Genomic DNA, 20,606 nt, shown 5'->3' on the forward strand with positions numbered 1-20,606 from the left:
GGTATCTAGAATTAACATAGAATACGTCAGTATCAAAGGAGTAGGGAGAGTTCATATGTTAGATTATCACTTATTACAAGGTCAACGACTTAAATTGGATAGAATGAAGGAAACGGATATTCTTGAAATTGCTACTTGGTATGAAGATGAGGAATTCCTAAGAAATCTTGATGCAATCCCCTCCTTTCCAAAAAGGGAAACTGAAATTGAAAAATGGATAAATAACAAGCAGCATAATACATATACAATGGCGATCCGTGTAAATGACTCGAAAAAGATAATCGGGTATGTTGAATTTGATGGGATTCTTTGGAACCATCGCAATTCATCGATGTCTATTGCTATCGGAGGAAATAACCGTGGGAATGGTTTTGGCAAGGAAGCTCTTGAGCTTGCACTAAAATTTGCATTTCACGAATTAAATCTCCATCGAATTCAGCTTACTGTATTTGAGTATAATCATAGAGCCATATCCCTTTATGAGAAAATAGGATTTACAAAAGAAGGGTCACATCGGGAGTTTTTAGAAAGAGATGGCAGAAGGTATGATATGCATTTGTATGGACTTCTTAGGCATGAGTGGATTGGCAACCAATAAATTGTAAGTGTACTCGTAGTTTTCGCAACTTAGGGGAATAATACCCCTTGAGGTGGTATCCTTGTTAAAAAAATTTATGTTCTTTATTATGATTATTTTTCTTTCATTCTCTAATAGTTCAATTGCACAAAGCAATAAAGTTGAAATCTTTGATGTGAAACAAGAAAAGGTTATAGCAACAGTTGAAAAAACATCAGAGATACAACGAGAGGTTGAAGCCTTTTTAAAGGGTATAACTGGCGTATATAAGAAGTTGAACCCAGTTCCAACTACAGGTTTTATGGTGAAAGTACCTTTAGAGCCTTATTTAAATCTTGAGAATGAATTTATCAAAGGTAAAATCGTTGAAGTAATCGTGGTATTTTCAATTGAAGAAAATCCATATCTAATCGTTTTTGACGCTGAAAATAACTTTTATGTTTTTACATTTGAAGCAAATACTGATTCATTTCTAGAAAAATTAAATTATAATCCAATGACCTCAAATTAGAGGTCTATTTTAATTTTAGGCATCTTTCTCATTCAAATAAATGTTTGAACAAATTTAAAATTTTGCATATAATATATTCAAATGATTATTTGAATAAAAAAGGATGATACTAATGACCTCTAAAGATTCATGTGATATTTATTGTTATGATGAGGAAAAAGTAACTCGAATTAAAGGTGAAATAAGAAGTATAGATGTTGCAAGTGTGGCTCAATTATTTAAAGCTCTTGCAGATGAAAATCGCTCAAAAATTGCCTTCTGCCTTTGTGAAGATGAGGAATTATGTGTCTGTGATATTGCTAATATTATTGGAGCGACAGTGGCAACAACTTCACATCACCTTCGAACACTATATAAGCAAGGGATTGTAAAGTATCGAAAAGAAGGTAAATTGGCTTTCTATTCTCTTGATGATGACCATATAAAACAGCTAGTCCTTATCGCTTTAGCACATAAGGAAGAGGTGAAATCATGATGGAACAAGCAAAATCAGCCTCTTTAGACACAAAAACATATCGTGTTCAGGGATTTTCCTGAGCAGGGTGTGCTAAAACGTTCGAGTCGAACGTAAAACACCTGGATGGTGTGAAAGATGCAAAAGTAAATTTTGGTGCTTCAAAAATTACAGTAATAGGTAATACCTCGATAAAGGCGCTTGAAAAAGCAGGTGCATTTGAAAATTTAAAGGTATTGGACGAAAAGGAACAGTTCACAAAACGGGAACCATTTTGGAAGGAAAAAGAAAATATAAAAGTATATATTGCAGCCTTATTGCTTATCGCTAGTTGGATCATCGGTGAGCGTTATCCAGAAGGTCATATTATCCCGACAATAGGCTATGCGGCTTCAATCTTGATTGGTGGTTATTCGCTTTTTATTACTGGTTTACTAAATATTAGTCGTTTAAGATTTGACATGAAAACATTAATGACTATTGCTGTAATAGGTGCAGCATTTATTGGAGAATGGGGAGAAGGCGCAACTGTCGTTATTCTCTTTGCGATAAGTGAAGTATTAGAACGCTATTCAATGGATAAAGCACGACAGTCTATTGAAAAGCTAATGGATATCGCTCCGAAAGAAGCACTTATCAAACGTGGAAATAATGAAATGATGGTACATGTAGACGACATACAAATTGGTGACCTTATGATTGTAAAACCTGGTCAGAAATTAGCTATGGATGGAATCGTTACAAAAGGCACATCGACCATTAATCAAGCTGCCATTACTGGTGAAAGTATGCCAGTTGCAAAAGTGATAAACGATGAGGTTTATGCAGGAACCTTAAATGAAGAAGGTCTAATTGAAGTAACAGTTACGAAAAGAGTAGAAGACACAACATTAGCTAAAATCATCTATTTAGTAGAAGAAGCTCAGGCAGAAAGGGCACCTTCTCAAGCCTTTGTTGATAAATTTGCAAAATATTATACCCCGTTAATTATTGTCCTTGCTTTTTTTATTGCAACAATTCCACCACTAGTTTTCAATGGGGACTGGAGTGATTGGATTTATCAAGGATTGGCAGTATTAGTTGTAGGCTGTCCGTGTGCACTTGTTGTATCAACACCAGTTGCTGTTGTAACAGCAATCGGTAATGCCGCTAGAAACGGTGTTTTAATTAAAGGTGGCGTATATTTGGAGGAAGCAGGATCTATAAAGGTCATTGCCTTTGATAAAACTGGAACTCTTACAAAAGGAATACCTGTTGTTACAGATATAGTACTATATCGTGAGAATGAATCAGAAATATTATCAATTACTGCAGCAATCGAAAAAGGATCACAGCATCCGCTTGCTTCTGCCATTATGAAAAAGGCTGAAGAAATCGGGGGCGACTTTAACTCTGTCACTGTTGATGGGTTCAAATCGATTACGGGTAAAGGGATAAAAGCAACAATAAACAATACCATTTACTATGTAGGTAGTCCTAATCTTTTCAGGGAATTACATCAAACGATTAATAAGGAAACAGAAGAACAGATTATTGCACTTCAGTCTGAAGGAAAGACAGTTATGGTAGTTGGTACTGACCAAGAAATATACTCATTAATTGCCGTTGCAGACGAAATTAGAGAATCTTCAAAAGAAGTTATTCGTAAGCTTCACAACTTAGGGATTGAAAAAACAGTAATGCTTACCGGTGATAACCAGAGGACAGCTTTATCGATTGGTAAGAGCCTTGGGGTTTCAGATATTAAAGCAGAGCTCCTTCCAGAAGAAAAATTAAACTATGTTAAGGAATTACGAACTGATCACCGAAGTGTAGCTATGGTAGGTGATGGTGTAAACGATGCACCTGCTCTTGCTGCTTCAAACATCGGTGTCGCCATGGGCGGTGCTGGAACAGATACTGCATTAGAAACCGCTGATATAGCGTTGATGTCTGATGATTTAAGTAAACTGCCATATACAATTCAATTAAGTCGCAAAGCATTACGAATTATTAAACAAAATATAACCTTCTCACTAGGGATCAAAGTATTAGCATTGCTGTTAGTTATACCAGGGTGGCTAACACTATGGATTGCAATCTTTGCTGATATGGGAGCAACCTTGCTCGTTACTTTGAATAGCTTAAGGTTATTGCGAATAAAAGAAAAGTAGGATTGAGAGCGTTTGGGAGAAACCCAGCGCTTTTTTTTTACAGCTTTTCAGGCTCATCTTTAATAAACAAATTTTTCCTGTTACAAAGGTTTTTTAGAACTAACAGAGAATTATTGATAAATGATAAACACGTAACTAGGAGTGGCGAACATGGAGTTAGTATTAACAAATGATTTGGCAATAAAAATAGAGAAATCGGAAATTGATTGCTTATATTCAAGATTATCTGCAATTCAAGCAAGAGTCGGTAATCCAATGGGGGTTAGCATAGAAAAGTTTGGGCAAGCAACAGCATTTTCAGTTAAGAATATCCCTGGTCCAGCTTTTAACACGGTTAAAGGTCTAAGTGCTGGAGATGAAGACTATATTGAGGATATTTTAAACTTTTATAAAGAAAAGGACATTCCAGTTCGCTTTGAACTACCACCTGCACAGGTTTCAAAGGAGTTGCTATCCTATCTTTCTAAGAAAGGATTTCTGCAAACCGATTTCCATTCTTCCTTATATTCAGCACTAGATACCGAATGTGAAGAGGGTGATGAGCTTATTCATGTGCGTGAACTGGATAAGAGTGAATATGATTTATTTGGCGAATTATATATTCAAGGATTTCAAATGCCTTCATTTTTAAAGAGTGCGATAGCAGAAAACAATGAAGTACTCTATAACATTGATGGTTGGAAATTTTATTTAGCTACTTTTGAAAAAGAATCTGCAGGTATTGGAGTATTATTTCATAAAGACGGAATTGCAACTTTAGCTGCCGCAACAACTGTCCCAGAATATAGAAACAAAGGAGTACAGACAGCTTTATTAAAGGGGCGCATAAATCAGGCCATCAGACAAAACTGTAATCTAGTTGTTGGCCAGGCACGATATGGGAGTATAAGCCAAAATAACATGGAAAGGGTAGGTCTTAAAATAGCTTATACTAAGGCAATCTGGACTATGGGATAAAATACAAAATAGTACAAGTTCATCACTGATGTAAGTGGTTTATTAGAAAGACTAAAAAGGACTAGCTAAATTTATTTGGAAAAGCATTATTTAAAATTAGTATCATAATATTAAGTTGACTCAAACTTTTGCCACTATTCTATATTGATCGTTTAAACCCTATTTAAAATAGGGTTCTTTTTATAAATTCTGATATTTATACAAAAAGGTGGGATGAACGTGCCTGCGGTAGATGGACCAACTTTCTTAAAGAGAATAAGTCAGTTACGAGCAGAAGTATGGTTTGATGGTCAAAAAATTGATCAAAACATATGTGAGCATAAAGCATTTAAAGGAATTTTAAAAAGTAAAGCACGGCTATTTGACATTCAGTTAGATAAAAAGAAACAAGGGTTTATGACATACAAGTCTCCTTTGACTAAAGACTTAGTAGGAACCTCTTTTTTACAACCTAGAACAAAAGAAGATTTAGAACTGAGAAGGCTAACAATTCAGGAGTGGGCAAAAACATCAGGAGGTATGATGGGAAGATCTCCAGATTATATGAATACAGGAATTATGGCTCTTGGTACAGCTTGGGATATTTTTCAAGATAAGTATGGTCTCAATATCAAACATTTATATGAAAATGCTAGGGAAAATGACCTTACATTTTCACACACCTTTGTTAGCCCCCAAGTGAACCGCTCTCTAGCATACTATGAAGATAGTGAGCAGCCTATATCAGCACAAGTCGTAGAGGAGAAGAGTGATGGACTAATCATAAAGGGGGCGAGATTACTAGCAACTCAGGGTGGCATTACCGATGAGATATTAGTTTTGCCAGTGGGAGGGAAGCAAATCGATGAGCATTTTGTTTATGCCTTTTCGATTCCTAGTAATACCCCAAATTTGAAGTTTATTTGCCGTGAATCTTTTGGTTATCGTGATTCAACATTTGACCATCCCCTGGCTGCACGCTTTGAAGAGATGGATACAATCGTTGTGTTTAACAATGTGTTTGTCCCATGGGAGCGTGTATTCCTCTATAAGAACTACGAGACTGCTTCTAAAATGTATGAAGAGACAAAATTTTATCCATTTTTACTTCATCAGGCTGTTTCGAGGCAAGTGGTTAAAACAGAATTCCTTCTAGGAGTTGCACAGTTAATTGTTGAATCTATTGATATCAGTGGATACCAACACGTTCAGGAAAAGGTCAGTGAAATAATCTCTGGCTATGAATCTTTAAAAGCTCTTTTGTTAGTTTCGGAGCTTCAAGCAAAAGAGGATAAAAGAGGAATAATGATTCCAGATGCGGCCCCATTGTATGCAGCAATTACCTCATTTCAAAGACTCTATCCAAGATTTATAGAAATAGTTCAGCTGTTGGGAGCAAGTGGATTGATTTCAATCCCAACTGAATGTGATTTTGACTCGGAAATTCGCCCCGACTTAGACCAGTATTTACAAGGAGCATCTTGTAATGCTCTGGAGAGAACAAAACTATTTAGGCTCGCTTGGGATGTTAGTTTAAGTGCCTTTGGAGGACGACAAACTCTATATGAAAGATTCTTTTTTGGTGACCCAGTCCGCCTAAGCACTGGATACTATAATGGCTATGAAAAAGATCATGCAATATCATTAGCTAAATCGCTACTCGATATGGATTAATAAACATGAAGAGACCTATACGAGTGATGTCGGATAGGTCTCTTGAGTATTAAATAACTGGTTTCCAAATCATAAAAATAAAAAGTACTGTCCCTAGTGCTGTTGCAATATAAAATTGATTACTAATTTTTGATAATAATAGATTTTGTTCCTGTGGTAATTCTTCCGCATCCTTATTCTTCTCATCAAAAACCCAAGCAGCTAACCTTTTCGATTTTGGCTCAATGCCCCCAATTACCACTACTTGAATGATAATATAGAGGACTAGGGATCCTATCAACCAAAGATTTAAAAAGGAGCCATAGTTTCCAAGAATAACAAGTAAAATCCCAGTAAGAACAGCAATCGTTCCTCCGATTTTCGGAAAGTAGTTTAGCATTTGAGACATGGCCATAGAATGGCGAAGAGTGACAGCATTTTGATTTTTTCTTAATAACATGTGAGCAAAATAAGTTGGTCCGATTCCAATAATAGCTGATAAAACATGAATAAGTACAAGAACCTTCATCTAAATTACACCTCTTTCTAGTACTTTTTATTTATTTCATAAGTACCATACGAATAATATTTATGCAATAATTATTTCCAATTATTCCATTTCTTTAATCTTTAACTTACTCCCAACAATAAGGTTGAGTGTGAAAAGTCCTATAAGAAGCAGAACTAGCTTATTGAAAAGGAGAAACTCAGCTAGAACTGGTCCAAGGCTTGCACCTGTCAGTAAGGTAAAGGAGTAGATAGAAAGTGCGCTTCCACGATGCTCTCCACCATTTTTTCCAATGAAGGAAATAATAGAAGGTAAAAGTAAGGAGATCGACGCAACAAAAAAGATGGATAAGATTGCAATCAATTTTGGTGAGGGTAGGATGATTAGTGGAAACAAGCTACAAATGGTTAAACAAAGTCCAAGTTTTAACGTCTTCATTTCTCCAACAGCTGCAATTATCTTTCCAGTAAAAAGTGAGAGTACAGCTCCTAAAAGTCCTGCACCTCGAATGGCAAATAATACTTCTGACTCAACCTGCAATTCATTTGTTAAATATCTAGTTATCCCATCATAAAAGGCAACAAATGTTAGCAGAAGAGTAAAGGTAATCAAATAACTCTTAATTAATAGTGAATTTTTAAGTAAACGGATCATATTTTTTAGTACTTCTCTTGATTGGCTGGGGACTACATGCTTAGGAAAAAGTACACAACCGATTCCAAACAGACCAAAGTATACTAATCCAAAGAAATAAAATACATATTCCCAGCTAAGATAATCTGTTATAAATGAGCTTACTAGTTGACCCAATATTCCAGCCATTAAAAAACCACTGTTTATCAAAGCAAGAACCAGGGTTCTAGGTTTAGCGGGAAATAAATCAAACGTATAGGAGAAGGCAACGGGGGCAAAGGTGGCTAATGCTATTCCTTGTAGTCCCCTCGAAAGATATAGTAGCCATTCACTTGTTGAAAGACCAACAATGATAGTCGTAATACTCGAACACAAAAGTCCAAGCACAATAACAAGCTTTCGACCAAACTTTTCAGACATCGGCCCAAACATAAGTAAGCCAATAGCATAGCAAAATGAAAATACACTACTTGCTAATACAGCTTTTGTCGAAGAGATGTTCAAGTCTAGAGAAATATCATGATAAATAGGAATTAACGTATATATATTGCTTGCAATTGAAATTCCAGTAAAAACTAAGAATACAGCAACGAATAGTAATCTCATAACAAAACTTCCTTTTTTTAGGTGTAAGTACCAATGGTATTTAGGTGCTTTCGTTTGTTAGTTAAAGTAAAATAAACTAATAAACTAATTTTCTAATAGCATATTAAATTCTCATACGGAGGGTTAAATAAATGTCAGTACACTTTATATTGGGACGGGCTGGTAGTGGTAAGACGTCAACCATTATCCACGAGATTCGGGAGAAATTGTTGGACAACCCAACTGGTAATCCGCTAGTATATCTTGTCCCGGACCAGATGACGTTTCAATCAGAATACGATCTTATTAACACACCTGGTTTAGGTGGCATGATGCGTGCACAAGTGTTTAGCTTTACACGTCTAGCCTGGCGAGTATTACAAGAAACAGGTGGTATGAGTCGTTACCACTTAAATAACGTTGGGGTAAACATGGTTCTTCGAAAAATCATTGAGCAACGCAAAAAGGAACTAAAGGTTTTTTCTCGCGCTTCTGAAAAAACTGGATTTATCACTCAGATGGAGGAAATGATTGCTGAATTTAAGAGGTATTGTGTTCGTGGGGAGGACCTATCGGAAGCCACAATTGATGTGAATACAGATTCAAATCCGGTTTTAGCTGATAAACTTCATGATTTAAAGTTGATCTTTGATGACCTAGAACTGCACCTTTCCAGTAAGTACGTAGATTCTGAAGATTATTTACGATTGTTAGCAGAAAAAATAAAATCATCTTCATACCTTGAAGATGCTGAAATTTATATAGATGGATTTCATAGCTTTACACCTCAAGAATATGAAGTGTTAGCACAGTTGATGAGAAAGTGTAAGTCAGTGACCATCGCCTTAACCGTTGACAAACGCTATGATGATTATCCACCGCATGAACTTAGTCTTTTTAGAATGACTGGTCATACGTACCAAACCTTACGTGACCTTGCCAGCGAAAATAAAATAAAAGTACACGAACCGCTCCTCTTTTTAAAAGAACCTTTTAGGTTTGCAGATGCTCCATCTCTTGCACACCTAGAGAAAAACTTTGATACAAGGCCGACTGTTCCTTATCATTCAAATGCAGCAATATCAATCAGCCAAGCAGTTAACCGTCGAGCTGAAATTGAAGGGATTGCTAGAGAGATTCGCAAGCTTGTTCGTGAAGAAAACTATCGTTATCGGGATATTGCCTTATTGGTACGCAATTCAAATGATTATCACGAAATGATTGAAACAGTTTTTAAAGACTATGAACTTCCTTTTTTTATTGATCAAAAACGATCAATGCTTAATCACCCTTTAATTGAATTCATTCGTTCAAGTTTAGAGGTTATTACAGGTAACTGGAGATATGAAGCTATTTTCCGTTGTGTAAAAACAGATCTGTTGTTTCCATTGGGTGAAAATAAGGTAAGTGGAAACAAGTACCGTTTAAGAGAAGAGATGGACAAGCTTGAAAACTATTGTTTAGAGTATGGTATTCAAGGAAGCCGCTGGACAACTAAAGACCGTTGGACCTATAAGAAACTTCGAGCATTAGAGAACACAGACTTTGGTCAAACGGACAAAGAAAAAGAAATAGAAGACAAGCTGAACACATTAAGAGATATGATTGTACAACCGTTAGTAGCTTTACAGCAGCGCCTTAAAAAAGCACAGGATGGTCGAGGGTTGTGTGAGGCACTTTATCTCTTTTTAGAAGATCTTAACATTCCAGAAAAAATGGAAGAATTGAAAATCGAAGCAGAAGAAAAAGGAAACCTTGAAGAAGCAAGAGAGCACGACCAAGTTTGGAAGGCTGTAATTGATTTGCTTGACCAGTTTGTTGAAATTATGCCTAATGAAAAGGTTAGTTTAAGGCTTTTTAGTGACATGCTTGAATCAGGAATGGAAAGCATGAAATTTGCATTGGTTCCACCTGCCATAGATCAGGTATTAGTGGCTAGTCTTGAGCGCTCTCGTTTTTCAAACATAAAATGTACATTTATTATTGGGGCAAATGATGGGGTTATTCCAGCTAAGCCAAAGGACGATGGTGTATTGTCTGAATCAGACCGAGATCGTTTGAGTGAGAGTGGAATTAAGCTTGCACCTGGAAGTAGGGAGCTTTTACTGGATGAGAACTTTTTAATCTATAATGCACTAACTAGTGCTGCCCACAAAGTATATGTTAGTTATCCATTGGCTGATGAGGAAGGGAAAACGTTACTTCCTTCGGTTATTCTGGGGAGGTTAAAAGATCTGTTTCCTTCCATCCAATACAGATTTTACGTAAATGAACCAGCAGAGTTAGCTGTAGAAGAACAGTTGTTATATGCTGTTAATCCATCTGTTGCGTTATCCTACTTAACCGCACAGCTTCAAACATGGAAAAAATTATATCCAGTAGAACCTCTGTGGTGGGATATTTATAACTATTTTATGAAACATGAACAACTAAAAGGTCAAGCAAAGCATGTGTTAGGAAGCTTGTTTTATAAAAATAAACCTGAAAAGTTGCCACCTGACCTTTCGAAAGAGTTATATGGTGAAACCATTCAGGGAAGTGTTTCAAGAATGGAAGTTTTCCAAGGGTGTCCGTTTTCTCATTTTGTAAGCTATGGTCTAGGTTTGAAGGATCGAAATGTATTTCGATTAGAAGCACCTGATATAGGGCAGCTTTTTCATGCAGCACTTAAACAAATTGCAGATATGCTTCATGCACGTAAATTGGAGTGGCGTGACCTTACGAAAGAGCAATGTAATCAATTAGCAATAGAAGCAGTAGATTTGCTTGCTCCAAGACTGCAAAGAGAAATTTTATTAAGTTCAAATCGATTTCAATACATTAAACGGAAATTACAGCACATCATCAGTCGTGCGTCTGGTATTTTAAGTGACCATGCGAAAGCAAGTGGATTTGCTCCATTGGGGTTAGAAATTGATTTTGGTAAAAAAGGCCCTTTACCTCCAATTCAAGTTGAACTTGATAATGGAAGCAAGATGGAGTTGATCGGCCGTATTGATAGAGTGGATAAAGCTGAAAGCTCTAAGGGTATTCTTTTACGTATTGTGGATTATAAATCTAGTCAGAAGAGCTTAAACTTATCTGAAGTATACTATGGACTAGCTTTACAGATGTTAACCTATTTGGATGTTGTTATCACTCATTCGAAGGATTGGATAGGAACTAAGGCAACTCCAGCTGGGGTATTATACTTCCATGTTCATAATCCGATGATTAGTAGTAAGAATGCCATGAATGAGGAGTCTATCGAAGAAGAAATCTTTAAACGCTTTAAGATGAAGGGTCTATTACTTGGAGATGAAGAAGCTGTTCGTTTGATGGACCAAACCTTAGAAACTGGTTATTCTCAAATTGTTCCAGCCGCAATCAAAACAAAGGGTGGCTTTTACTCAACCTCAGCGATTGCAAGTGAAGAAGATTTAGGACATTTACGAACTCATATTAGGGGTATCTTTAAGAACATTGGTAACCGTATTACCGAGGGTAATGTTGACATTAATCCTTATAAGCTAAAGGATAAAACCCCTTGTACGTATTGTTCATATAAAACTGTTTGTCAATTTGATCAATCAGTAGAGGACAACGACTATAGAGTACTAGTTCAAGAGAAAAATGATGATGTACTTGAGAAAGTAAGGAAGGGAGGAACTAGCCTTGAGTTCTAATCATATTGAAAAGCCGATTGGTAGTCAGTGGACGGATGATCAGTGGAAAGCGATTGTCTCAAGCGGGAAGGATATCTTAGTTGCGGCGGCTGCAGGTTCAGGGAAAACAGCAGTATTAGTAGAACGTATCATCAAAAAAATTCTTTCAACAGATAACCCGATTGATGTGGATTGCCTGCTGGTTATGACATTCACAAATGCTTCAGCGGCCGAAATGAGGAACCGGATTGGTGAGGCACTTGAAAAAGCTTTAAAGGAACAGCCGGCCTCCCTTCACTTAAGAAGGCAGCTAACCTTATTAAATCGTGCATCCATCTCAACCATTCATTCCTTTTGCTTGAATGTAATTAGAAAGTATTACTACATGTTAGATATCGATCCGGGATTTAGAATAGCAAATGAAACAGAGGGGGAGCTTCTTAGAGATGAAGTATTAGAGGAGCTCTTTGAAGAGTATTATAGTTCCGAGTCGAATGAGTTGTTTTTTGATTTAGTAGATCGTTATACGAACGACAGAAGTGACTCAGACTTACAAGATATGATACGTAAGCTGTATGACTTTTCAAGGGCTCATCCCAATCCTGAAAAATGGTTGGATGAAATGATAGCAAATTATGATGTCCGCGAGGATACGGAGATGGAGGACACCTCTTTATATCCATATCTAATGGCAGATGTATTGCTCAACTTAAATGGAGCCAAGAACCGTTTACTACAAGCAATGGAATTAACAAAGCAACCTGGAGGACCAGCCCCACGTGCAATTACGATAGAAACAGATTTAGAGCAACTAAATCGATTACTATCTGCAAGTAAAATGTCCTGGTCGCATCTTTATGAAGAAATGCAAAACTTAACGTACCCTAGTGCAAAACCTTGTAAAGGTGATGAGTACGATCCGGATTTACTTAAGAGAGTTACAAAGCTACGAGATGATGCAAAGGATCAGGTTAAGAAAATAAAAGAAGAACTTTTTAGTCGTCAACCAGCAAATTACTTGAAAGATTTGCGTGAAATGAAAGATGTTATTTCAATGTTGGTTACATTGGTTAATGAATTTGGAAATCGATTCCGAAAATTAAAAGAAGAGAAGGGTCTTGTCGATTTCTCAGACTTAGAGCATTATTGTTTAGAAATATTGGCTAATCAAAATGATGGATTAGACCTGATTCCTTCTGATGCTGCTCTAGATTACCGAGAACAGTTTGAAGAAGTACTAGTTGATGAATATCAGGATACGAACATGGTTCAGGAATCCATTTTACAATTAGTTACGAAGGAAGGCGAAGTAAGCGGAAATTTATTTATGGTTGGAGATGTAAAACAATCCATTTATCGATTCCGACTTGCAGAACCATTTCTATTTTTAGGTAAATATAAACGCTTTACCAAGGATGGAGCAAACACAGGTCTACGAATTGATCTATCAAAAAACTTCAGAAGTCGAGCAGAAGTTCTTGATGGTACGAATTTTTTATTCAGACAGATCATGGGAGAAACGGTTGGAGAAATTGAATATGATCACGACGCAGAGCTAAAGCTGGGAGCAGCTTATCCTGACAATAATGATATGGCAGCAGAGCTATTAATTATTGAGCGTGAGGGGAAGGAAGAAGCCCAATCTTCCACAGAAGAAGATAGTGAAGATGAAGTGTCCGTTCTGTTTGATCAAGCTGAATTAGAAACTGCCCAACTTGAAGCAAGGTTGATGGCAAAAAAGATTAAAGAACTTATTCAAAATCAGTTCCAGGTCTATGATTCAAAGCTTAAAAGAACAAGAAATATTACGTATCGTGATATTGTTATTCTTTTACGTTCGATGCCTTGGGCTCCTCAGATACTTGAGGAATTTAAGCAACAAGGAATCCCACTATATGCCGACCTTCGTTCAGGTTATTTTAATGCTACTGAGGTAGCAATTATGATGTCCTTACTAAAGGTGATTGACAATCCTTTTCAGGATATACCGCTTGTGTCGGTGTTAAGGTCACCTATTGTAGGATTAGATGAAACGGAATTAGCGGTGATTCGTATTTCTTCAAAGCAAACCTCCTATTATGAGGCAATGACTGCTTTTATAAAAGAAGGTCATACAGATTCTCAATTAATAAATAAGGTAAAAGCTTTTTATGAAAACCTTCAAAGGTGGAGGACAGAGGCTCGCCATGGAGGGTTATCTGATTTGATTTGGCAGCTATACCGTGAAACAAAGTTTTATGATTATGTAGGCGGTTTACCTGGAGGGAAACAGCGTCAGGCTAACTTGAGAGCTTTATATGACCGTGCCCGTCAATATGAGGCAACTTCCTTCAGAGGGCTTTTCCGTTTTTTACGATTTATCGAAAGAATGCAGGACCGTGGAGATGATTTAGGGACGGCTCGTGCACTAGGGGAACAAGAAGATGTTGTTCGTTTAATGACCATTCATAAAAGTAAAGGACTAGAATTCCCGGTAGTTTTTGTTGGAGGATTGTCGAAGCAATTTAACATGATGGATTTAAATAAAAAGTACCTACTTGATAAAGAATTAGGTTTTGGTTCTAAATTTGTAAATCCGAAATTACGTATTAGTTATCCAACGATTACCCTGTCCACTATGAAAAAGAAGATGAAGCTTGAACTAATTGCCGAAGAAATGCGTGTACTTTATGTTGCACTCACACGTGCAAAAGAAAAATTATATCTTGTTGGAACCGTAAAAGAGTTCCAAAAGCAGACTGAAAAGTGGCAGGATGAATTGGAGAATAAGAATTGGTTACTCTCCGACCATAGAAGAGCTCTTGCCAAATCGTATATGGACTGGATAGGTCCTGCTTTAATACGACATAAGGATTGTGAACTTCTACGGGGAGAAGGGGCAACAATTCAGCGTGTGCCGGAAGAAATAAAAAATGACTCTGCTAAATGGTTAGTGGAACTGATTCATTCGGGTAGTCTTCAAGAAGTATTTATTGACGATAAAGAAAATGATGCAGAGTTACTTGAGGCGTTAAAAAGTGGTAGTCCTGTTGCCGTAGAAAGTCCATTTAAAGATAAAATAATAAGTCAATTAGAATGGGTCTACCCAAATCAATTGGCGGCTTCACATCGATCCAAACAAACTGTCACTGAGATCAAAAGGCAGCATGATAGTATTGATGAGAGTAGTTCCACGGAATTTATTCGGAAGATGAAACCAAAACTTGCTGATCGCCCACGTTTTATGCAGGAGAAGTCATTAACACCGGCAGAAAAAGGGACAGCAATGCATATGGTTATGCAGCATATTGACTTTGCAAAGGATATGAATGAAGCGAGCTTACGTGAACAAATTGCAAAGATGGTAAATACTGAGCTCCTAACAAGTGAACAAGCTGAAGGAATTGATATTGCGAATATAGTAGGATTTTTCCATACTGAAATTGGAAAGAGACTAACTAAAGCCCCTTATTGCAAAAGAGAAATCCCATTTAGCTTGGCCTTGCCAGCGAATGAGGCCTATGCAAAATGGGAGCAAGCAGAAGAAGAAAATATATTGGTTCAAGGTGTTATTGATTGTATATTCGAGGATGAAAATCGCCTAACACTAATCGATTATAAAACAGATGCAATCACTGGCAGGTATAAAGGTGGCTTTGAAGAGGCCAAGCCTATCTTAGAAGAAAGATACCGAACTCAAATCGAATTGTACACAAAAGCAATCGAATATATTTGGAAGAAGCCGTTAACCCACCGCTATTTGTATTATTTTGACGGTGGACACTTACTAAAATTATAGGGTGTAAGATTTATTGGCAAATCTAGTTAAAAGCCCACGACATTTACCTACTAGTTGAATATCCTTTATTGAACAACTAATTAGGTACATGTGGAGGTAAACAGATGAATCAACAATTTCCTATTCATGCAATGGACACGAGAGCTTTAAGAAGACCATACATTAGACCAAGAAGACCTTATTGGGGCTATGGTGGCGGATTTGAGGGACCACTGGTAGGTGGAGTATTAGGTGGCCTACTTGGAAGTACATTACTAAACCCATACTTTTATGGACCGACTCCGTTCTATCCACCGTATCCGTATGGATTCGGCTATGGTTACCCTGGATTTTGGTGGTAAAAATGAAAAGAAACTATCCTTTGGTCAGGATAGTTTCTTTTTTATATTAAGCATTGGCGGTAATATTAGAATCATTGACATCTGGGTCAATTGCATTCGTTGCACTTAAAATATTATTTACGATATGAAAATCACCCGTATTTGCTCCACCAGAACCTAATGAGCTTTTAGAAGACCCTTTTGGTGAAATATAAAAAGAATCCCCTAAATTAACAATTCCTTCTATACTGTTAATTTGAATAGGGCCAACAATAGATGGCATATTAAAAAACTCCCTTTTAATGAAATTAAGATATATATACTTTCTATTCCTATTCTTCTTCATCACTAAGTATTTGACGGATATGCTTAACCCGTGACTCTGAAGAGATATGTTCGGTAGATCCGACATGAAAAATACCTGATGCTGAGATGGCAGAAACTTTTATGTTATTAACATTTATTGTAGGTTTCAAGTTGTGCTCAACCATGTTTACCCTCTCATAAAAATGAGGTTGCACTAGAGGCTTTGTGAAGACTGGATATTCATCAAAATTTCCTTCTACTCCAAAAAAGACCTGTTTTTCTCTTTGGACAGCAAGGGCTCTAGACAGAGGACGGAGATTAGTAGAGTCTCCAATTTGCACAACAGAGCCAAGACCTACTGAGTTAACATATATATTTTTAACGTTTGACGATCTTCTTAACATATTAAAGCTCCTTATACTGAAGGGGTCAGTGGAACAAATGGTCCAATAATTAGAGACTCTGCAGGAGTATCAAAAGCTGAAGACAAAGATATCGTTTTCGTATCGCCGATTAAAAAGATAGATGAAGTCGAAACACCTACAACGTGAATATTCCCAACCGATAAGTCTCGGTTAACGACTGTAAAATTCATCTTTAGTTTGCTCCCTTCATATTGTCTGGAAGATTAATTATGAAAGCATTAATCGCATTTTCTATGTCAGCTTTCATACTCGCAACAACATTAGTATGAATGATATCTGGTTCGTTGCGTGGAAGGGATGGATTAGACAGTTGCTGATTTAAGTGATATTCAATTCTAGTATCAAGTTGTTTAGAAATATCATCAATAATAAAATCACGGTAGGCTTGATCTAATGTAGCTCCATGCTTTTTCTCAATCGTATCGATTAAATCTAAACATTCATCCTCCAAATAAATCACCATTTCTCCACGGATTCCCTCAACATATTCTCTGTTAAATTGATTATAAGGGGGAACCTGCATTTTCCCTTGTGAAACGGAGAAATCATCAATGGCTCCAGTATCAGATGGATTCAGTCCAATATTTAAGGTACCCTCAAGTGTCTCCACCTTTAATTGATCAAACTTATACTCAATTCTTTCGATGTTTGTACTTGGTTTTTGCTTAATTTCTTTAATATCATTTTCTAATCGTAAGATAACAGTCTCTAAATGGTTAATTCTTTCATTCTGTTTTAAAACATATGTGTGGAGTTGCTGCAAGTACTGATTCATATCATAAGACATATACATTAGAATCCCTCCCAAAGCATTCATAATCCCATTTATAAATTTATATATTCAATAGAAGGCAAATAGGTGAATGCCTATCGACTAACTGTAGAAAGTGGAACAGCCGGGACAAATTCTGAAGCGTTTTCTGATACAACAGTTTGGTCAGTAGCTATTTCAGGTGCCGGTTGTGTATAACCACCGGTATTATACAAATTACTCATAGGCTTAATGATTCCTGCACTACCAATTTGTAATACTGATGAGTTTGCAACTGAACCGACTCGCAAATAATTGATGCAAATACTCTGATTGATGTAGAAATTCACTAAGGACCCTCCTTACAAGGTAAAGTATGCAGATGAATGTTAAGCATTACCTGCAATAGGCTGATCAACGACATCTCTATCATAAGTGTTGGTTGAACTTTGTCTATTAAGAACATATAATCCATCTCCCGTATTGAATGAACCAGCACCAGCATATGTTTTGGCATTGCTACTTGGTGAAATTGTAAATACGTCCCCGATATTAAACACTGAGCTTCCCCCAACACTATTTACTTTTACTGCTCCGACGAAAGCTGGCATAACTAAAACACCCTTTAATAATAATCTTGCTTTAAGTATATGACGAAGGCCTATACGACGTGAATTTTCTTATCCTTTGTAAGAAGAGTAACTTAACCTAGAATTATGTCTAGTAATCAACTATAATGAAAAAATGGTAAAAATTATCAGTGTAGGAGTGTAAAGATGAATCAACTAACACCTATTCAAGAAAAAGAACGAATTAAATCGATTGATATTATTCGGGGATTAGCGATATTGGGGATATTTTTAGTCAATATGGCAGCCTTTAATTCACCTGTACTTTATATTGGGCCGGATTGGTGGACAGATAAACTGGATCTTTGGACGAAAGATTTTATCAATCTATCTGCCCAAGCAAGTTTTTACACAATGTTTTCATTTCTGTTTGGTTTTGGAGTTATGATATTTAAAGAACGTGTTATGGAAAAAGGATTTTCTTTTCCAAAACTCTATTTTAGAAGATTATTTGTGCTATTGATAATAGGGTGTATTCATGCCTTTTTAATTTGGCATGGTGATATATTAATTACGTATGCAATTATCGGGGTTATTTTCTATTTATTTCATAAGGTTAAGCCAATCACATTATTGGTATGGTCACTGGTATTAATCATTGTTCCGACAATATTAATGACAGGACTTCTCTTGTTAGCCTTGTTATTTGAGCCATCTGCTCTAACAATTCCATATGATGAAAAAATGACTGAGCAATCGGTTGAGGTATATAGTACAGGAACATTTACCGAAATTACCTCTCAACGGTTTCAAGATTGGTATATGGTAAATGGCCCATTTAATTTTCCATTTATGCTAGTGACTTTGTTGCCAATGTTTTTACTTGGAGCCCTCTCTGCAAAAGTTAAATGGTTTTCGAAAGTAGATGAGAATATTAAGTCGATTAAAATTGTATGGTTTATTACATTGATGATTGGACTACCCTTTAAACTTCTACCATATCTATTCGATCAAAACCTGATGACAGAATTTATACAGGATACGATAGGTGGCCCTGCGATTGCTATGTTTTACATAACAAGTATTCTCCTCTTATTGAGAAAAACTCTGTGGCAATCTATTTTATCACCGTTATCTTATGTTGGTAGATTGTCACTCACAAACTACTTATTTCAATCCATATTATGTACATTGTTGTTTTATAGCTATGGATTGGGCTTTTATGGAAAAGTGAGTCCGTTTGTGGGACTGATCTTAACACTTGTTATTTTTAGTATACAAATAATCCTTAGTAAGCTTTGGCTAAACTATTATAAATTTGGTCCAGTAGAGTGGCTGTGGAGAACTTTGACATACGGTAAAAAACAACCACTTAAGATAAGAGAGTAAAAAAAACATTCGCTTTTAAAGCGAATGTTTTTTTTATGAAATAATCGATTTAGCGGCAGGGTTTTCATCACATGAATCTTGTGACTCCATAGCTTGTCCATATAAATTCAATAGTCTATCTAGCTCCTGGCTACACTGTATGGTTTCTTTTGCAGTGAATCCATATTTCTGTGCTAGAGTAATCATTTTTATTCTCTTGGCTTCTATAATTAAGCTTAACATATGACTATCCCCAATAAATTTTATAGTACTTCGATCATGAAAAATTTATGTAATGTAGGCTAGTAGTACTATACCTTTTAAATTTGAGATTTAACTTACTTCTCCATAGCACCTTATAATAAGTGCAAGCGATTGTATAAATATTATAGCCTCAAAATCCTAAAAGAAAACCGATTCGTCAAAAGATATCGTGATATTACAAAAGACTACAAATTCCTACAATGAAATCGACTATAGGTCTTTGTGTTTAAACGGAGAGAATTGAACAGTGAGTATCGGCCTATTTTAGTTGGAAAAATCATGGGGGCATCTACCTAATAAAATATTAAAAATTCTGAAAATAAATAAGTCTTATGTAGGATTGTCGTTTTGGGTTAGGAAATTTATCATAAAAGCAAGAGATCAGTCGGAAAAGTGAAAAAATTGCTGAATCTCGATAAAGGCAAACCTGATGAAAATCAGTGACGCAAAGCTACAGGGGCTAAAGTGCAATATGCACTATGCCAGCCAGCTACCGAAAGATACAGGGTGTAGTCTATCTATTAGTCTGCAATTCTTTATCCCCCCTTTCGGTAAAAGGCAGGGGCTATTTTTGTTGGAGAGAAGAGGTGAAAAAATGAAGCTTATGAATCTGACAAACAATGAAATACTTGCTAGTGATCTGAGAAAAGCTTACAGCTTTCATAAAAGATTATTCGGATTAATGTTTACTCATTCACTTGCATCAGGTTCTGGGCTCCACATCAAACCCTGCCGGTCAATCCATTCGTTTTTTATGAACTATTCAATTGATGTACTTTACATATCGGAACAAAATGACATTGTTGCGATAGACGAGCATTTCTCACCCCGAAAGATCGGAAAGGTGCATGCTCAGGCAAGTTCAGTTGTTGAACTTCCAGCCGGTACAATCAAGAAAACCAACACCATGATAGGACATAAACTGCAAATTAAAAATTGAGAAAAAGGGAGAGATTTATAATGATGAACAAATTAAAAGGATTAGTAGTAGAAGAGCAAGGTCAAGGGATGACTGAGTACGGGTTAGTATTAGGAGTTATTGCGGTTGGGGTAGTAGGAACTCTAGTTTTATTAAGAAACCAAATTCAAGCAATGTTTACTGACGTATTAACAAATGTACAGAATCGTAATGGTGCACAATAAGAAGAATTCCAGCAAGGGTCTTGCGTTA

At 36.4% G+C, this 20,606-nt stretch carries 21 protein-coding genes and 1 riboswitch; of the genes, 12 read left to right on the plus strand and 9 right to left on the minus strand.

All coding sequences use genetic code 11. From position 1 onward, the window contains the following. The first annotated feature begins 55 nt into the window (after nt 1-55). The 6 genes from J2Z26_RS01975 (at nt 56) to hpaB (ending at nt 6,305) form a co-directional block, all read left to right on the plus strand. Nucleotides 56-598 (plus strand): GNAT family N-acetyltransferase, encoded by a 543-nt coding sequence (locus J2Z26_RS01975; protein WP_193537748.1) that lies wholly within the window; start codon nt 56-58, stop codon nt 596-598. A gap of 61 nt (nt 599-659) precedes the next feature. Next, on the plus strand, nt 660-1,088 hold the full coding sequence (locus tag J2Z26_RS01980; RefSeq protein ID WP_193537750.1) for a hypothetical protein: 429 nt from the start codon (nt 660-662) through the stop codon (nt 1,086-1,088). A gap of 112 nt (nt 1,089-1,200) precedes the next feature. After that, the gene (locus J2Z26_RS01985) at nt 1,201-1,563 is read left to right on the plus strand and encodes an ArsR/SmtB family transcription factor (protein WP_193537751.1); all 363 of its coding nucleotides are present in this window, start codon (nt 1,201-1,203) and stop codon (nt 1,561-1,563) included. Beyond that, nucleotides 1,560-3,695, plus strand: a complete 2,136-nt coding sequence (locus J2Z26_RS01990; RefSeq protein WP_193537753.1) for a heavy metal translocating P-type ATPase — start codon at nt 1,560-1,562, stop codon at nt 3,693-3,695. Before J2Z26_RS01985 ends, J2Z26_RS01990 begins: the two co-directional genes overlap by 4 nt. Nucleotides 3,696-3,845: 150 nt before the next feature. Beyond that, nucleotides 3,846-4,652 carry a GNAT family N-acetyltransferase gene (locus J2Z26_RS01995; RefSeq protein WP_193537755.1) on the plus strand — a complete coding sequence of 269 codons (807 nt, stop codon included), beginning with the start codon at nt 3,846-3,848 and terminating at the stop codon, nt 4,650-4,652. A 219-nt stretch (nt 4,653-4,871) separates the two neighbouring features. Continuing rightward, entirely contained in the window at nt 4,872-6,305 is a 1,434-nt protein-coding gene (hpaB, locus tag J2Z26_RS02000; protein ID WP_406565562.1) for a 4-hydroxyphenylacetate 3-monooxygenase, oxygenase component, read from the plus strand. A 49-nt stretch (nt 6,306-6,354) separates the two neighbouring features. Here the strand turns inward: hpaB and J2Z26_RS02005 are convergent, their stop codons facing one another. Beyond that, a complete protein-coding gene (locus J2Z26_RS02005) occupies nt 6,355-6,813 on the minus strand; it encodes a DUF2269 family protein (RefSeq protein ID WP_193537759.1) in 459 nt (152 codons plus the stop codon). Nucleotides 6,814-6,894: 81 nt separating this feature from the next. Continuing rightward, the gene (locus J2Z26_RS02010; protein ID WP_193537761.1) at nt 6,895-8,031 is read right to left on the minus strand and encodes an MFS transporter; all 1,137 of its coding nucleotides are present in this window, start codon (nt 8,029-8,031) and stop codon (nt 6,895-6,897) included. 131 nt (nt 8,032-8,162) lie between these two features. Between J2Z26_RS02010 and addB the strand changes: the two genes are divergently transcribed. The 3 genes from addB to J2Z26_RS02025 all read left to right on the plus strand — a co-directional run bounded on the left by addB (nt 8,163) and on the right by J2Z26_RS02025 (nt 15,773). Further along, nucleotides 8,163-11,675, plus strand: coding sequence for a helicase-exonuclease AddAB subunit AddB (gene addB, locus J2Z26_RS02015; RefSeq protein ID WP_193537763.1), 3,513 nt, complete (start codon nt 8,163-8,165; stop codon nt 11,673-11,675). Further along, a complete protein-coding gene (gene addA, locus J2Z26_RS02020; protein WP_193537765.1) occupies nt 11,665-15,432 on the plus strand; it encodes a helicase-exonuclease AddAB subunit AddA in 3,768 nt (1,255 codons plus the stop codon). Before addB ends, addA begins: the two co-directional genes overlap by 11 nt. A gap of 104 nt (nt 15,433-15,536) precedes the next feature. Further along, a complete protein-coding gene (locus J2Z26_RS02025; protein WP_193537767.1) occupies nt 15,537-15,773 on the plus strand; it encodes a hypothetical protein in 237 nt (78 codons plus the stop codon). 46 nt (nt 15,774-15,819) lie between these two features. Here J2Z26_RS02025 and J2Z26_RS02030 read toward each other — a convergent pair whose 3' ends face one another. The 6 genes from J2Z26_RS02030 to J2Z26_RS02055 form a co-directional block, all read right to left on the minus strand. Further along, on the minus strand, nt 15,820-16,035 hold the full coding sequence (locus tag J2Z26_RS02030) for a spore germination protein (protein ID WP_193537769.1): 216 nt from the start codon (nt 16,033-16,035) through the stop codon (nt 15,820-15,822). Nucleotides 16,036-16,084: 49 nt separating this feature from the next. Then, nucleotides 16,085-16,462 carry a spore germination protein GerPE gene (locus J2Z26_RS02035; RefSeq protein WP_193537771.1) on the minus strand — a complete coding sequence of 126 codons (378 nt, stop codon included), beginning with the start codon at nt 16,460-16,462 and terminating at the stop codon, nt 16,085-16,087. Between the two features lie 11 nt (nt 16,463-16,473). Then, complete coding sequence (locus J2Z26_RS02040; protein ID WP_193537783.1) at nt 16,474-16,653, minus strand: spore gernimation protein GerPD; 180 nt, start codon at nt 16,651-16,653, stop codon at nt 16,474-16,476. 2 nt (nt 16,654-16,655) lie between these two features. Next, nucleotides 16,656-17,276 (minus strand): spore germination protein GerPC, encoded by a 621-nt coding sequence (gene gerPC, locus J2Z26_RS02045; protein ID WP_193537785.1) that lies wholly within the window; start codon nt 17,274-17,276, stop codon nt 16,656-16,658. A 74-nt stretch (nt 17,277-17,350) separates the two neighbouring features. Then, complete coding sequence (locus J2Z26_RS02050) at nt 17,351-17,584, minus strand: spore germination protein GerPB (RefSeq protein WP_193537787.1); 234 nt, start codon at nt 17,582-17,584, stop codon at nt 17,351-17,353. 39 nt (nt 17,585-17,623) lie between these two features. Further along, complete coding sequence (locus J2Z26_RS02055) at nt 17,624-17,845, minus strand: spore germination protein (protein WP_193537789.1); 222 nt, start codon at nt 17,843-17,845, stop codon at nt 17,624-17,626. Between the two features lie 165 nt (nt 17,846-18,010). Here J2Z26_RS02055 and J2Z26_RS02060 point away from each other — a divergent pair, with 165 nt between their 5' ends. Beyond that, entirely contained in the window at nt 18,011-19,192 is a 1,182-nt protein-coding gene (locus J2Z26_RS02060) for a DUF418 domain-containing protein (protein WP_193537791.1), read from the plus strand. Between the two features lie 33 nt (nt 19,193-19,225). On the opposite strand, the gene J2Z26_RS02065 is transcribed toward J2Z26_RS02060, so the two are convergent. Further along, nucleotides 19,226-19,414, minus strand: a complete 189-nt coding sequence (locus tag J2Z26_RS02065) for an aspartyl-phosphate phosphatase Spo0E family protein (RefSeq protein ID WP_193537793.1) — start codon at nt 19,412-19,414, stop codon at nt 19,226-19,228. Nucleotides 19,415-19,845: 431 nt separating this feature from the next. After that, nucleotides 19,846-19,933, plus strand: a riboswitch (cyclic di-GMP riboswitch). Nucleotides 19,934-20,030: 97 nt separating this feature from the next. Here J2Z26_RS02065 and J2Z26_RS02070 point away from each other — a divergent pair. Both J2Z26_RS02070 and J2Z26_RS02075 read left to right on the plus strand, forming a co-directional pair. Further along, on the plus strand, nt 20,031-20,375 hold the full coding sequence (locus J2Z26_RS02070) for a DUF192 domain-containing protein (RefSeq protein ID WP_193537795.1): 345 nt from the start codon (nt 20,031-20,033) through the stop codon (nt 20,373-20,375). A 20-nt stretch (nt 20,376-20,395) separates the two neighbouring features. Further along, the gene (locus J2Z26_RS02075; RefSeq protein ID WP_193537797.1) at nt 20,396-20,578 is read left to right on the plus strand and encodes a Flp family type IVb pilin; all 183 of its coding nucleotides are present in this window, start codon (nt 20,396-20,398) and stop codon (nt 20,576-20,578) included. Nucleotides 20,579-20,606: the final 28 nt, after the last annotated feature.

Source organism: Cytobacillus luteolus (assembly GCF_017873715.1).
GTDB lineage: Bacteria > Bacillota > Bacilli > Bacillales > Bacillaceae_L > Bacillus_BV > Bacillus_BV luteola.

Bases quoted from the DNA above. Each gene is read 5' to 3' on its own strand.
- J2Z26_RS01985 (WP_193537751.1), top strand. From the start codon at position 1,201: ATGACCTCTAAAGATTCATGTGATATTTATTGTTATGATGAGGAAAAA.
- J2Z26_RS01975 (WP_193537748.1), top strand. From the start codon at position 56: ATGTTAGATTATCACTTATTACAAGGTCAACGACTTAAATTGGATAGA.
- J2Z26_RS02035 (WP_193537771.1), bottom strand. From the start codon at position 16,462: ATGTTAAGAAGATCGTCAAACGTTAAAAATATATATGTTAACTCAGTA.
- J2Z26_RS02065 (WP_193537793.1), bottom strand. From the start codon at position 19,414: ATGTTAAGCTTAATTATAGAAGCCAAGAGAATAAAAATGATTACTCTA.
- J2Z26_RS02075 (WP_193537797.1), top strand. From the start codon at position 20,396: ATGATGAACAAATTAAAAGGATTAGTAGTAGAAGAGCAAGGTCAAGGG.
- J2Z26_RS02040 (WP_193537783.1), bottom strand. From the start codon at position 16,653: ATGAATTTTACAGTCGTTAACCGAGACTTATCGGTTGGGAATATTCAC.
- J2Z26_RS02070 (WP_193537795.1), top strand. From the start codon at position 20,031: ATGAAGCTTATGAATCTGACAAACAATGAAATACTTGCTAGTGATCTG.
- J2Z26_RS02010 (WP_193537761.1), bottom strand. From the start codon at position 8,031: ATGAGATTACTATTCGTTGCTGTATTCTTAGTTTTTACTGGAATTTCA.
- gerPC (WP_193537785.1), bottom strand. From the start codon at position 17,276: ATGTATATGTCTTATGATATGAATCAGTACTTGCAGCAACTCCACACA.
- J2Z26_RS02055 (WP_193537789.1), bottom strand. From the start codon at position 17,845: ATGCCAGCTTTCGTCGGAGCAGTAAAAGTAAATAGTGTTGGGGGAAGC.
- J2Z26_RS01995 (WP_193537755.1), top strand. From the start codon at position 3,846: ATGGAGTTAGTATTAACAAATGATTTGGCAATAAAAATAGAGAAATCG.
- J2Z26_RS02030 (WP_193537769.1), bottom strand. From the start codon at position 16,035: ATGCCATCTATTGTTGGCCCTATTCAAATTAACAGTATAGAAGGAATT.
- addB (WP_193537763.1), top strand. From the start codon at position 8,163: ATGTCAGTACACTTTATATTGGGACGGGCTGGTAGTGGTAAGACGTCA.
- J2Z26_RS02005 (WP_193537759.1), bottom strand. From the start codon at position 6,813: ATGAAGGTTCTTGTACTTATTCATGTTTTATCAGCTATTATTGGAATC.
- J2Z26_RS02060 (WP_193537791.1), top strand. From the start codon at position 18,011: ATGAATCAACTAACACCTATTCAAGAAAAAGAACGAATTAAATCGATT.
- J2Z26_RS02025 (WP_193537767.1), top strand. From the start codon at position 15,537: ATGAATCAACAATTTCCTATTCATGCAATGGACACGAGAGCTTTAAGA.